This is a genomic window from Roseateles sp., assembly GCF_044373315.1.
Lineage (GTDB): Bacteria > Pseudomonadota > Gammaproteobacteria > Burkholderiales > Burkholderiaceae_C > JACDQM01.
On record NZ_JBILQK010000026.1, the window covers coordinates 32,104 to 44,439 of the forward strand.

Here is a 12,336-nt window from a genome sequence, read left to right on the forward strand (position 1 = left end):
CGCTTTCTTGCGCTGCAGCGGCCGGTTTGCCGCGAAACCGGCCCTGGCACGGTCTTCGCAAACGCTGTGCCCTCGGATGCGCTTTCGCATCGATCCAGCAGCCAAAGAACGGAGACAAGCACCATGACGCTTTACGCAGCCCCCAATACCCCTGGCGCCAAGATTGCCTACAAGTCGCGCTACGACAACTTCATCAACGGCCGCTTTGTCGGGCCGCTGAAGGGCCAGTACTTCGACGTGATCACGCCGATCAGCGGTCAGGTCTACACCCAGGCCGCGCGCTCCGGCGCCGAGGACATCGAGCTGGCGCTGGACGCTGCCCACGCCGCTGCCGCCGGCTGGGCCGCCGTGGCTCCCGCCGAGCGCGCCAACATCCTGCTGAAGATCGCCGATCGCCTGGAGCAGAACATCGAGCTGCTGGCCTATGCCGAGACGGTGGACAACGGCAAGCCGATCCGCGAGACGCTCAATGCCGACATCCCGCTGGCGGTAGACCACTTCCGCTACTTCGCCGGCTGCCTGCGCGCGCAGGAAGGCGCCTTGAGCGAGATCGACGGCCACACCATCGCCTATCACTTCCACGAGCCGCTGGGCGTCGTTGGCCAGATCATTCCCTGGAACTTCCCCATCCTGATGGCGGCCTGGAAGCTGGCGCCGGCACTTGGTGCCGGCAACTGCGTGGTGCTCAAGCCCGCCGAGAGCACACCCATCAGCATCCTGGTGCTGACCGAGCTGATCGCTGAGCTGCTGCCACCGGGCGTGCTCAACGTGGTCAACGGCTTCGGCCGCGAAGCCGGCATGCCGCTGGCCGAGAGCAAGCGCATCGCCAAGATCGCGTTCACCGGCAGCACCGCCACCGGCCGCGTGATCGCGCAGGCCGCCGCCACCAACCTGATCCCGGCCACACTGGAGCTGGGCGGAAAGAGCCCCAACGTATTCTTCGACGATGTGATGGCGCAGGACGATGCCTTCCTGGACAAGGCGATCGAGGGCCTGGTGCTGTTCGCCTTCAACCAGGGCGAGGTCTGCACCTGTCCCAGTCGCGCGCTGATCCAGGAATCGATCTACGACCGCTTCATCGAGCGCGCGCTCACGCGCGTAGCCGCGATCAAGCAGGGCAACCCGCTGGACACCGACACCATGATGGGTGCGCAGGCCTCGGCCCTGCAGATGGACAAGATCCAGACCTACCTGGCGCTGGGCAAGGAAGAGGGCGCGCAGGTGCTGATCGGTGGCGACCGCGCGCAGCTTGGCGGTGATCTGGCCGGCGGCTATTACATCCAGCCCACGCTGTTCAAGGGGCACAACCAGATGCGCATCTTCCGCGAGGAGATCTTCGGCCCGGTGCTGGCCGTGACCACCTTCAAGACCGAGGCCGAGGCGCTGCAGATCGCCAACGACACGCCTTACGGCCTGGGCGCCGGCGTGTGGACGCGTGACGGCAGTCGCGCCTACCGCATGGGCCGCGCCATTCAGGCCGGACGCGTGTGGACCAACTGCTACCACGCCTACCCGGCGCACGCGGCCTTCGGCGGCTACAAGGAATCCGGCATCGGCCGCGAAACCCACAAGGCCATGCTGGACCACTATCAGCAGACCAAGAACCTGCTGGTCAGCTATTCGCCGAACGCGCTGGGCTTCTTCTGAGTCCGGGCCGAAGCCGGCTCACGGGGCCTGCGGCTCCGTTGGCCGCAGCGCCCGGGCGGCGGCAGCGTGCCAGACCGGCGCGCTGTCGGCCGCCTCCAGCGCATGGCATGCGGCCACCAGCTTGATGACATGGTCGTCGTGCTGGGCGATGGCGCCGGCAGCGAGCGCAGCCCAGCCGGGCAGCAGCGCTTTGTCCACTGGCGCTAGCACCGCCGTGCGCTGTACCGCGCCGCTGGCCATCAGTGCCGCAGCGGCGGCGCTGATGAAGCGCGGGTACGCCGAAGATTCATCCAGCCAGGGCCGTAACGCCAGCAGCGCCGCGCTGGCGGTGACCATGTGCAGCACGGTGAAGCTGGCCGTGGCTGCATAGAGCGCCGCCGCGGCGCGGGCCAGCGCCGGCAGCTCGGTGGCGGGCAGACGGGCGGCAACGGCCTGCCAGTCCGCTCGCTCACTCCAGTCGGCCATGCGTTCGGAGATCAAGCCACGTTTGGGCATGGCCTCGGCGCCCGGCAGCGCGCGCAGCGCGGCCAGCCAATCGGTCAGCGTCAGCGGCCGCGTGTCGCTCGGTTCGGGCAGGGGTTGGTGGCGGCTCGCCCAGTAGGCCAGTGCGGCAGCCAGCTCGCCCGCGTGGCCGTGGCGCAGGGCATGCCCGGCGCGGATCAAGCCGTGGAAGGCCACGGCGCCGACACCGGCCATCAGCGCCGGCAGCTCGGCGCGGAGCAGCGCATCGCGGCCATCGGCGGCCAATGCGGCGCGGTAGTGTGCGAACCACTGCGGATAGTCGTCGATGCGGCCGAACTGCTGCGGCCGTTCGGCAGCCGACGGAGTGGTCGGCATCGGCTGCAGCCTTGCGCCGTAGTGCGCGTTGAATTCGCGCAGCCGCGCGCTGGAAGCGCCCAGCTGCTGCAGCGCGTCCAGCGCCATCGGCAGGTGCGAGCTGAGCTGCGCGCGGTATTCGGGCCAGCAGCCCAGCCCCTCGTCCAGCAGCGCCAGCAGGGTGGCGTGGCTGTCGTCTCGGGTGAGCGGCTGCTTGCTGTTCTTGAGCTGTGCGCCGGGTACGCCCGGCGTGCTTTGGTTTGTCAGGGTCAACATCATGGCCTCGTCTTGATGAAGTGGATCACGGGCCAGACAATGCAAGTTCAAGTGAACTTGAAGTCAAACCGACGATGAGCAAGACCCTGCCAAGACTGGGGGCGGCAGCCCGCAGCGCTGAAGCTGCCGATCTGGCGGACAGCAGCACTGCCGGCTGGATCGCCATCGGCGAGCTGGCGCGGCGCTCCGGCGTGCCGGCCAGCGCGCTGCGCTTCTACGAGGAACGCGGCCTGATCGCCGGCGGGCGCAGTGCCTCAGGCCGGCGCCAGTACCCGCGCCATGTGCTGCGCCGCGTCGGCTTCATCCGTGCGGCGCAGAACATCGGCCTGGCGTTGGACGAGATCGCCGCCGCGCTGGCCTCGCTGCCCGAGGGCCGCACGCCCACCAAGGCCGACTGGCAGCGCCTCTCGGCCGGCTGGACGCCGCTGCTCGATGCGCGCATCGCCGCGTTGACCCGCCTGCGCGACCAGCTCGGCGCCTGCATCGGCTGTGGCTGCCTGTCGCTGAAGGCCTGCAAGCTCTACAACCCGCAGGACCGGGCGGCGGTGAAGGGGAGTGGTGCGCGGTATCTGGTGGGCGACAAGCCTGTGGCTGACTGAGTCTGCCCGCGCGTCAGCGATGCTGTCGGGAACAGCGACAGGCGCACAGTCGGACAGGATCAAGGCACGATGGCCGTAAAGAGATAGACCGCAAAGAGCACCAAGTGGATGGTCCCCTGCATCACCGTGGTCCGTCCAGTGCCGAGCGAGAGGGACGCCACAATCAGCGACAGCATGAGCAGGACGGTGGATTTGTCGTCGATGCCCAGCGAGAGCGTCCAGCCGGTTGCCAGTGACACCATGGCCACGGCAGGGATGGTCAAACCGATGCTGGCGAGCGCGGAGCCCAGGGCCAGGTTCAGGCTGGTTTGCAGGCGATTCGCCCGCGCGGCCTGATATGCGGCAATGCTCTCTGGCAATAGGACCACCGCTGCGATGATGATGCCGACGAGGGCCTTGGGGGCGCCCAGTTGTGCGACGACGGACTCCAGTGTGGGTGAGAGTGATTTCGCCAGCAGCACGACGCCGCCCAGACAGGTGAGAAGCAGGCCTGCACTGATCACGGCCATCCTTGCGGAGGGCGGCGGTGCATGCACAGCTTCGTTACTGGCGGAGACAGCGGGAAGAAAATAGTCGCGGTGCCGCACCGTCTGTACCAGTATGAACGTGCCGTAGAGCACCAGCGAGATGATGGCAATGAACGTCAGCTGGCTGGGGCTGTAGACCGGACCGGCGGCGCTGGTGGTGTAGTTCGGCAGCACCATGGTTAGCACGGAGATGGCGGCCAGCGTCGCAAGCGCCGCGGAGACCCCGTACAGGCCGAATGACTGTTCCCCGTGCCGGCGAGCGCCGCTCAGCAAGCACAGGCCGACCATGCCATTGAGGATGATCATCACCGAGGCGAAGACGGTGTCCCGCGCCAGGCCGGTGGCCGCTTCCCCGCCTGCGATCATCAACGACACGATCAAGGCGACCTCGATGGCCGTCACCGCGATCGCCAGGACCAGGGTGCCGTAGGGCTCACCGACCTTGTGTGCGACCACCTCGGCATGAAAGACTGCAGCCAAGATACCGGCGATCAGGCCACCCGCCAGCAGAAGCTGCAGCAGGCCACCCAGCGCTGCTGCAGCACCTGATTGGGCAAGGATGAACAGTCCCCACGCAGCGGCGGGGCACAGGACAGACCAGACAGGCAGGCGGGAGCTGAGCTTCATTGGCTCAGTCTATCGAAGCGACTGAGCCGTATGGCGGGAACTCTCACATTCCCTTGAACAACTGCGTGTAGCTGCGGCTGACTTCAAGCTTCTCGTTGCTGCCCTTGATGCCAACCAGCTGGCGGCCGCGGAAGTCGCGGGTGATGCCGGCGATGGCCTTCACGTTGACCAGGGTCGAGCGGTGGATCTGCCAGAACAGGGCCGGGTCCAGTTCATCGACCAGTTCCTTGATCGGCTTGCGGATCAGCGCTTCCAGCGTGGCGGTCTGCACGCGGGTGTACTTCTCGTCGCTGATGAAGAACAGCACGTCCTCCACCGGGATCATCTGGATGGCCTGGCCGACGGTGGCCTGGATCCATTGCAGATAGGCGGGCGTGCCGCCCGGGTTGAGCTGGGCTGAAAGCTTGTGCAGCAGCTGCTGCAGCGGGGCGGTGGCCGGCGCCGCGGCCGGGCTGTTCTCACCGCCGTTGCCGTTGTCGCGTGCGGCCAGGCGCTTCTTGATTCGCTCCACCGTCACCAGCAGGCGTTCGCGCTCGGCAGGCTTGAGCACATAGTCGGCCACGCCCTGCTCGAAGGCTTCCACCGCATATTGGTCGTAGGCGGTGATGAAGACGATCTCGGGCACCAGCCAGCTGTCGTCGTCGCCAGCGTCCGGCAGCTGCGCGATCTGGCGCGCGGCGTCCACGCCGGTCAGGCCGGGCATGCGGATGTCCAGAAAGACCAGATCGGGCTTGTGCTGCTTCACCAGTTCCACGGCTTCAAGGCCGTTCTTGGCTTCGGCCACGATGTCCAGATCGGGCCAGGCTTCGGTGAGGCGGCTGCGCAGCTGTTCGCGCATCAGGCGCTCGTCGTCGGCCAGCACGGCGCGCACGCGGGCGCCGGCGAGGGATGCAGGGGTGGTGTCGTTCATGGCGGCGAGGTTAGCGTCAATGTGGCGCGGTGGTGGCACCGGGCGCCTGGGGTTTGTACGGTGCAGCAGCGGCCGGCGGCTTGCGGCGCATCAGCCACCACAGCAGCAGCACCAGCAGGATCAGCGGCGAGCCGACCAGCGCGCCGACGCCCGCCACCACGGCCAGCACCAGCGCGATGACGCCGGCCACGATCATCAACGGCAGCGCCACACCCAGCAGCAGCGTCAGTGGCAGCACCACGGCCAGCACGAACAAGGTGATGCCGGCAGCGAACAGCAGACTGCCCCAATGCGCGGCGCTGAGGGCATGCACCGGGATGTCCTCGCCGTTGATGCTGATGCTCACCTCGGGGTGGCCGGAGATCTCCTGCCACAGCAGCACGCCGCCGATGGCGGCCGCCACGGCCAGGATCAGGCTCAGAGCCATGGACCATTTCAGGAAGCTTTTCATGCGTGGGCTCCTTGGGTGTCGTTGTCGTCGTCGTGCTTGCGGGCCGTCGTGTAGGGCACGGTGATGGTCACCACGGTGCCGCTGGGCTGGTTCTCGGCCACCGTGACGCTGGCCTTGCTGCCGAACAGCAGCGCCAGGCGCTCGCGGATATTGGCCAGACCCACGCCGGTGCCCTGGGTGGCCGCGCGGCCGAAGCCCAGGCCGGTGTCGGCCACAGTGACGGCCAGCTTGCCGTGCAGGATCTCGGCCTTGACCTTGAGGCTGCCGCCCTCGGCCTTGGGCTCCAGGCCATGCTTGATCGCGTTCTCGACCAGGCTCTGGATCATCATCGGCGGGAACTCGGCCGACATCAGGCCTTCGGGCACGTCGATCTCGGTCTGCAGGCGCTCTTCCATGCGCACCTTGAGGATTTCCAGATAGGGCTTGATGACGGCCAGCTCGCGGCCCAGGTCGCGCCCGCCGTTGGCATTGGCCTCGCGCATGGTGGGCATGGAGGCGCGCAGCAGCGCGATCAGGTTCTTCTGCATCTGCGAGGCCCGCGGCGGGTCGGTCTCGATCAGGTGGTCGATGGAGGCCAGCGTGTTGAACAGGAAGTGCGGTTCCACCTGCGCCTGCATCGCGGCCATGCGGGCCTCGACCACTTGGCGCTTCAGCGATTCGGCCTCGGCCGTCTCGGCAGCCTTGGCGGCCTTGACCTCGGCCTGGAAACGGCCCTTGTAGCTGGCCTTGATGATGGCCGAGGCAATCACCAGCAGCACCGCCAGATCGACCAGGAAATCGCCGAACTTGATCACCCGCACCTTGGTGCGCGACTTGCCGGCCATCGCTTCGGCCTCGCCGCGGGCTTCTTCGCGGGCCGCTTCGGCCTCGGCACGCGCGGCTTCGGCGTCGCGCTGGGCCTGGCGGGCCTGCTCGACGGCAGCCTCGATTTCGGCACGGGCGTCCTCGATGGCTTCGCGCAGCTCTTCGGGCTGCGCCGACTTCGGCAGGCGGATCTCCAGCGAGGGCAGGCCGCCGCTGAGTGAGACGCTCGCCGCCGGCGCGACGGCAGAGGCCGCAGCAGAAGCCGGCGCCGGCGGCTCGGCCGGCTTGCCCTTCTCACGCGGCACGATGCGCACGCCGCGTTCGTCGATCGTCACTTCGTAGTGGATCGGTTCCTTGGGCGAGGCCGCCTTGACCGGTTTGGCCGGGGGCTCGACGGGCTTGGGCGGCTTTGCAGGGCGAGCCGGGGCCGGGGTGGGCTCCACCGTCTCGGTGATGCGCCAGCTGGGCAGCAGGCCTTCCAGCACATTGGCGCCGATCAGCGTCAGGACGGCCAGCACGATGAAGCGCTTCCAGCTCATCGCTACCAGCCAGTTGGCGTAGGCGTGGAAACCGCGCACCGAAACGGCTGAGAAATGCTGCCAGCGCTGGTAGATGGTGGGGGGGGTGGAAGCCTGGTTCATGGGGGGACCTTGTATGGCTGTGCACTGTACGCAAGGTCCGGGGTGCCGCCCACGCGAGCGCGACACGCCGCAGAAGTCCGGGGATGACTTGCAGCAGGGGCGGACAGGCCGGCCGCCCTTTCCCCAGGCAAAACCCAAGCAAAGCAAAGACAGACGCCCCGGGCGGGGCCGGGGCGTCTGGGGGGGCGGGGCGGTCTGCCAGGCTTACTGGCGCACGGCCTCGACCTGGATGATCAGCTTGACCAGCTTGGGGAAACCCCAGTTCAGGCCGTAGTCCACGCCCCATTGGCTGCGGTCGATGGTGGTCTCGAAATCGCCGCCGCAGACCTCGCGCTTGAGCATCGGGCTCTGGTAGCAGGCGAAGTTGGTGGCCTTCAGGGTCACCGGGTTGGTCTTGTCCTTCAGCGTCAGCGTGCCGCTGACTTCGCTGACCTTGTCGCCGTTGAAGACGAACTTGTCGCCGACGAACTTGGCGGTCGGGAACTTGGCGGCGGCGAAGAAGTCGTCGCCCGTCAGGTGCTTGTCAAAGGCCGGCGTGCCGGTGCTGATGGCGCTCATGTCCAGCGTGATCTCGACCTTGCCGGTCTTGGCGGCCTTGTCCAGCGTGACCATGCCCTCTTTCTTGTCGAAGCGGCCGCGGTTGGTCGAGGCGCCGAAGTGGCTGATCTCGAAGGTGGCGAAGGTGTGCGTCGGGTCGATCGCGTAGTTGGCGCTCTGTGCTTGAGCGAAACCGGCGGCGGCCAGCGCGAGGGCGGCGATGAGAGTCTTCTTCATGGGGCCTTTCGGGGGTGGGTTGGGGTTGAGGGGACAGGGGCTTGCTTACAGCGCGGCAACGCCGCTGAAGTTCAGCTTGAACTTGACTTGGACGTCGTTGGCGACGATGGAGGTGTCGCTCCACTCACCCTCGCCGATCTTGAATTCCAAGCGCTTGAGCACGAAGGCGCCGCTGGCCGTGGTCTGGCCGCCGGCCTGGGCCAGCGTTACCGGCACGGTCAGATCGCGGCTCTGGCCCTTGATGGTCAGGCGGCCCGTCACGTCCAGGCGGCCCTTGCCGGCCGGCTTGATGGCGCTGCTCTGGAAGCTGGCCTGGGCCAGCTTCTTGCTGTCGAACCAAAGCGGCTTGGCCAGCTCGGCCTCAACCTCGGGCGCGCCCATCGCGACGCTGACCAGATCGATGGTGAAGGTCACCTTGCCGGCTTCGGGCTTCTTGGGGTCGAAAGCCAGCTGGGCATCGAAGCGCTTGAAATGGCCGTCCACCGGCACGCCCATCTGGCGGCTGGTGAAGCTCAGTTCGCTGCCGGCGGGCACGAGCTTGGCTTGCGCCAGCACAGCGCTGCTGGTCAGGGTCAGCAGCGTGGCGGCGGCGAGGCTGGGCAGATGGCGGCGGACAAGGGCATGCATGTTCTGGGTTTCCTTGGGAAGAGGGTGTTCAGCGGCGGGCCGGCCACATGCGCAGCAGCAGGCCGTCGCGGTCGATCAGCTGGTGCTTGAGGGCGGCCGCCACATGGGCCAGCACCAGCGCAGCCAGGCCATAGGCCAGCCAGCGGTGGGTCAGCTTCAGCGTCTCGGCCAGCGCCTTGTCCACCGGCACGAAGTCAGGCAGCGGCAGCAGGCCGAACCAGACGATGGGGAAGCCGGCCGCCGAGCTGTAGGCCCAGCCAGCCAGCGGCAGCGCGAAGAACAGCGCGTACAGCAGGCCGTGCACCAGATGCGCGGCGCGCTGCTGCCACAGAGGCCCGGCCGGCGGCGCCGGCGGACGGTGCGTCAGGCGCCACAGCAGGCGCAGTGCCGACAGGGCCAGGATGCTCACGCCGGCCCACTTGTGCCAGTTGTAGAGCTTGAGCCGGCCCAGCGAGAAGGGCTGGTCGACCATGTAAAGGCCCACGCCGAAGGCGCCGACGATGGCCAGCGCCAGCAGCCAATGCAGCACGATGGCCAGCGGCGTGTAGCGCGGTGCTGAGGTGGGTATTGGACGGGGCATGGCGGGCAGGCGGTATTGGCATTGCAAGGGCGCCAGTGTGAGAGCGGCCGCCGCTGTAAAAGTTCACCGGCCTTGACGCCAGGATTCAATGCCTTTGAATGCCCTCAGCCGGACTGGCCGTCACGGCGGGGTCATGCTGCAGGCCCAAGATTCGCGCCGTGTCAGCCTTCACGGCGTTTCGGGAGTGGTTATGGATGTGGTCGGCAAGATCGAGGCCTTGTTCCAGCGACGCGGCAGCCGCCCTTATGAGGACGGTGCCCATGGCGGCATCACGGTGCTGGCCCATGCGCTGCAATGTGCCCAGCTGGCCGAATGGGCCCATGCCGATCCGGCGCTGGTGGCGGCGGCTCTGCTGCATGACCTGGGCCAGTTGATGGATGCCGGCGAGGCCGAGCCGCTGCAGCCCGATGCGCATGAGCAGCGTGGCCTGGCGTTGCTCAGCACCGGCTTCGGTTCTGGGGTGCTGGAGCCGATCCGCCTGCAGCCGGCGGCCCGCCGCTACCTGGCCAGCATGGATGCCCGGCAGACCCCGCACCTGAGCCCCGGCGCCGCGCACCGGCTGCAACAGCTGGGCGGGCGCATGAATGCCGAGGAGGGGCTGATGTTCCTGGCTCGCCCACAAGCCAGCGCGGCCGTGCAGCTGTGCCGCTGGGACCAGCTGGCTTGCCATCCGGGCAAGCGCACGCCGCCTTTGGGCTATTACCTGGGTCAGCTCGAAGCGCTGCTGCCGTCTTTTCGTACCGGACTGGCACGGCTGGCGATCGCCTGAGCCTGAGGTCGGCATCCCTCCTGAGGGGGATGGCTGGGCTTGAGGGGGGCAAAGATACTGGCTCCCGTTCACCCGCCGTCTGGACCTCGGCGTGTGGCAAGGGGGGGAGGAGTGCTGTGCCGACCACCAAGGCTCGCAAGGGCGGCGGTGGTCGGTATTGCATTTTTGTGAAGACTGGGGAGTGCCCTTGGGGCCGATGCCACAGCGCGCGGCACGCTATCCCACAATCTGACGAGAACCCTGCCATCAGCGAGCCCGGCGGTGGTATGGTCCGCGCCTGTTGGTCCATAAGAACTCAGGCGCCATGCGCAAGAACATCAGTGACCGGCAGGCCGTCTCGTCCAGGCGACGGCCCTGCCAGGCCTTGGGGCATGCGCCCCTCTCCCATGCGGCGCGCAATCCCGCTGCAGCCTGCTTCAGCCCATGACGGCCGCGCCCGATACGCTGGCCGCGGTGCCGTCCACCGCCGAGTTGCCCCAGGCCGCCGTCCGCGAGGAATTGCTGCAGCTGCTGGCCAAGCAGGGGCGTCGTGTGCCCTATCCCGTGGGTCTGGCCGCCGCCGCCGTGGCCTTGATGGCGGGCGATGCGGTGTCGCCCTGGTTCTCAGGGCTCTGGCTCAGTGTCGTGATTGCCGTGCTGGCACTGCGCTGGTGGGCGCTCGGCCTGCTGCCGCGCCTGCAGACCACAGCGGTGCAGACCCGGCTGCAGTGGGCTGTCGGTCTGAGCGCACTCAACGGCCTGGTGTTCGGCTTGTCGGTTGCGTTCACCCCCTTCCTGAGCGACTACGAGCGCATGGTGCAGACCATCCTGCTGCTGGGCCTGTGCGCCGGCGCGGTGGCCACCACCGCCGGCTACGGCCCGGTTTTCCTGGCCTTCCTGATTCCGGTGTCGCTGGCCAATGCCATGTCCTGGGTGACCGGTGGCGGCGGGGCGCATGCCGTGACCTGGGTCGAGTGGGTGCTGGGCGCACTGATCCTGGGCTTCGCTGCCGTGCTGGCCGGGCTGGCGCGTGATGCCTGGCGGGTGTTCGTCGAGTCCATCGGCATCCGTCAGCAGCAGCAGCGCAGCAACGAGCAGCTGCGCCTGGCCTTGCAGCGTGCCGAATCGGCCAACTCGGCCAAGACCCGTTTCTTCGCCTCGGCCAGCCACGACCTGCGCCAACCGATGCACACGCTGTCGCTGCTGGGCGCGGCGCTGACCATGCGCGAGCTGGACCAATCCAGCAACGAAATCGCGCGCCAGATGAATGTGGCCCTGCGCTCACTGGCCTCGCAGATGGACGCCTTGCTGGACATTTCCAAGCTCGATGCGCAGGTCATCCAGGTCAAGCCCGAGCTGATCCCCTTGAGCAAATGGCTGCACCGGCTGCAGCAGGAGTTTCAGCCGGCCACCCAGAGCAAGGGGCTGACCCTGCGACTGGATTGCCCGCCGGAGGCCTTTGTCGAGAGCGACCCGGTGCTGCTGGAGCGGGTGGTGCGCAACCTGATCGACAACGCCATCAAGTACACGCCCAGCGGCGGTGTGGAAATCAGCGTCAGCCGTGACGACGAGCTGTGGAGGCTGGCGGTGCGCGACACCGGTCTGGGCATTGCGACCGATGAGCAGGCACGGGTGTTCGAGGAGTTCTACCAGCTGGGCAACCCCGAGCGCGACCGCGCCAAGGGGCTGGGCCTGGGCTTGTCCATCGTCAGCCGCCTGGTCGATCTGCTAGACCTGCATCTGGAACTGGAGTCGCAGCCGGGCACGGGCTCCTGCTTCACCCTGAGCATCACCGCGGTCGAGGGTGCCGAGCTGCCGCCATCCGCCGCGTTGCCGGAGCTGGCGGCGCTGCGCAATCTGCGTGTGCTGGTCGTCGACGACGAGGAGCCGGTGCGCCTGGCGATGCAGACCCTGCTGGGTGCGCATGGCTGCCAGGTGCTGCTGGCCGGCAGTACCCGCGAAGCGATGATCAAGGCCCTGGGCCAGCGCCCCGACATCGTGCTGGCTGATATGCGACTTCGCGCGCCAGACGATGGCTTGTCGGCTGTCCGTTCGTTGCGCTCGGCGCTGCCCGGCCTGCCGGCCTTGCTGATCAGCGGCGATACTGCGCCGGAGCGCCTGCGCGAAGCGCATGAGGCCGGGCTGCCGCTGCTGCACAAGCCGGTGGCTGCGGAAGAGCTGCTGGCGGGGATGCTGGCGGCGCTGAAGGACGCGCGTACCGAAAGCCATCCGGCCTGATGCCCGCGGCATCCGCCTCCCGGGCCTCCCGCTGGCTGAGCGAGCCGCTGGAGGCGCTGCTGCTTGAACGT

At 67.8% G+C, this 12,336-nt stretch carries 12 protein-coding genes; 4 read left to right on the forward strand and 8 right to left on the reverse strand.

The annotated features are described in order from the left end of the window. The first annotated feature begins 123 nt into the window (after positions 1-123). The gene (locus tag ACIQ67_RS08460) at positions 124-1,647 is read left to right on the forward strand and encodes an aldehyde dehydrogenase family protein (RefSeq protein ID WP_397533925.1); all 1,524 of its coding nucleotides are present in this window, start codon (positions 124-126) and stop codon (positions 1,645-1,647) included. Between the two features lie 18 nt (positions 1,648-1,665). On the opposite strand, the gene ACIQ67_RS08465 is transcribed toward ACIQ67_RS08460, so the two are convergent. After that, complete coding sequence (locus ACIQ67_RS08465; protein ID WP_397533926.1) at positions 1,666-2,739, reverse strand: questin oxidase family protein; 1,074 nt, start codon at positions 2,737-2,739, stop codon at positions 1,666-1,668. Positions 2,740-2,813: 74 nt separating this feature from the next. Between ACIQ67_RS08465 and soxR the strand changes: the two genes are divergently transcribed. Then, complete coding sequence (gene soxR / locus ACIQ67_RS08470; RefSeq protein ID WP_397533927.1) at positions 2,814-3,338, forward strand: redox-sensitive transcriptional activator SoxR; 525 nt, start codon at positions 2,814-2,816, stop codon at positions 3,336-3,338. 59 nt (positions 3,339-3,397) lie between these two features. Here the strand turns inward: soxR and ACIQ67_RS08475 are convergent, their stop codons facing one another. From ACIQ67_RS08475 to ACIQ67_RS08505, 7 genes are all read right to left on the reverse strand, one after another. Beyond that, positions 3,398-4,492 carry a calcium:proton antiporter gene (locus ACIQ67_RS08475; protein WP_397533928.1) on the reverse strand — a complete coding sequence of 365 codons (1,095 nt, stop codon included), beginning with the start codon at positions 4,490-4,492 and terminating at the stop codon, positions 3,398-3,400. A gap of 43 nt (positions 4,493-4,535) precedes the next feature. After that, complete coding sequence (locus ACIQ67_RS08480; protein ID WP_397533929.1) at positions 4,536-5,402, reverse strand: LytR/AlgR family response regulator transcription factor; 867 nt, start codon at positions 5,400-5,402, stop codon at positions 4,536-4,538. 16 nt (positions 5,403-5,418) lie between these two features. Then, positions 5,419-5,853, reverse strand: coding sequence for a hypothetical protein (locus ACIQ67_RS08485; protein ID WP_397533930.1), 435 nt, complete (start codon positions 5,851-5,853; stop codon positions 5,419-5,421). Further along, positions 5,850-7,298, reverse strand: a complete 1,449-nt coding sequence (locus ACIQ67_RS08490; protein ID WP_397533931.1) for a sensor histidine kinase — start codon at positions 7,296-7,298, stop codon at positions 5,850-5,852. Before ACIQ67_RS08490 ends, ACIQ67_RS08485 begins: the two co-directional genes overlap by 4 nt. Positions 7,299-7,502: 204 nt before the next feature. Continuing rightward, on the reverse strand, positions 7,503-8,072 hold the full coding sequence (locus ACIQ67_RS08495; RefSeq protein WP_397533932.1) for a YceI family protein: 570 nt from the start codon (positions 8,070-8,072) through the stop codon (positions 7,503-7,505). A 45-nt stretch (positions 8,073-8,117) separates the two neighbouring features. Further along, a complete protein-coding gene (locus tag ACIQ67_RS08500) occupies positions 8,118-8,699 on the reverse strand; it encodes a YceI family protein (protein WP_397533933.1) in 582 nt (193 codons plus the stop codon). Between the two features lie 28 nt (positions 8,700-8,727). Then, entirely contained in the window at positions 8,728-9,279 is a 552-nt protein-coding gene (locus tag ACIQ67_RS08505) for a cytochrome b (RefSeq protein WP_397533934.1), read from the reverse strand. A gap of 133 nt (positions 9,280-9,412) precedes the next feature. Here ACIQ67_RS08505 and ACIQ67_RS08510 point away from each other — a divergent pair, with 133 nt between their 5' ends. Next, positions 9,413-10,048 carry an HD domain-containing protein gene (locus ACIQ67_RS08510; protein ID WP_397533935.1) on the forward strand — a complete coding sequence of 212 codons (636 nt, stop codon included), beginning with the start codon at positions 9,413-9,415 and terminating at the stop codon, positions 10,046-10,048. A 423-nt stretch (positions 10,049-10,471) separates the two neighbouring features. Beyond that, positions 10,472-12,265, forward strand: coding sequence for a hybrid sensor histidine kinase/response regulator (locus tag ACIQ67_RS08515; RefSeq protein WP_397533936.1), 1,794 nt, complete (start codon positions 10,472-10,474; stop codon positions 12,263-12,265). Positions 12,266-12,336 lie beyond the last annotated feature (71 nt).

Coding starts and splice junctions, on each gene's coding strand:
- ACIQ67_RS08475 (WP_397533928.1), bottom strand. CDS start 4,492: ATGAAGCTCAGCTCCCGCCTGCCTGTCTGGTCTGTCCTGTGCCCCGCC.
- ACIQ67_RS08495 (WP_397533932.1), bottom strand. CDS start 8,072: ATGAAGAAGACTCTCATCGCCGCCCTCGCGCTGGCCGCCGCCGGTTTC.
- ACIQ67_RS08485 (WP_397533930.1), bottom strand. CDS start 5,853: ATGAAAAGCTTCCTGAAATGGTCCATGGCTCTGAGCCTGATCCTGGCC.
- ACIQ67_RS08480 (WP_397533929.1), bottom strand. CDS start 5,402: ATGAACGACACCACCCCTGCATCCCTCGCCGGCGCCCGCGTGCGCGCC.
- ACIQ67_RS08515 (WP_397533936.1), top strand. CDS start 10,472: ATGACGGCCGCGCCCGATACGCTGGCCGCGGTGCCGTCCACCGCCGAG.
- ACIQ67_RS08460 (WP_397533925.1), top strand. CDS start 124: ATGACGCTTTACGCAGCCCCCAATACCCCTGGCGCCAAGATTGCCTAC.
- ACIQ67_RS08490 (WP_397533931.1), bottom strand. CDS start 7,298: ATGAACCAGGCTTCCACCCCCCCCACCATCTACCAGCGCTGGCAGCAT.
- ACIQ67_RS08505 (WP_397533934.1), bottom strand. CDS start 9,279: ATGCCCCGTCCAATACCCACCTCAGCACCGCGCTACACGCCGCTGGCC.
- ACIQ67_RS08510 (WP_397533935.1), top strand. CDS start 9,413: ATGCTGCAGGCCCAAGATTCGCGCCGTGTCAGCCTTCACGGCGTTTCG.
- soxR (WP_397533927.1), top strand. CDS start 2,814: ATGAGCAAGACCCTGCCAAGACTGGGGGCGGCAGCCCGCAGCGCTGAA.
- ACIQ67_RS08500 (WP_397533933.1), bottom strand. CDS start 8,699: ATGCATGCCCTTGTCCGCCGCCATCTGCCCAGCCTCGCCGCCGCCACG.
- ACIQ67_RS08465 (WP_397533926.1), bottom strand. CDS start 2,739: ATGTTGACCCTGACAAACCAAAGCACGCCGGGCGTACCCGGCGCACAG.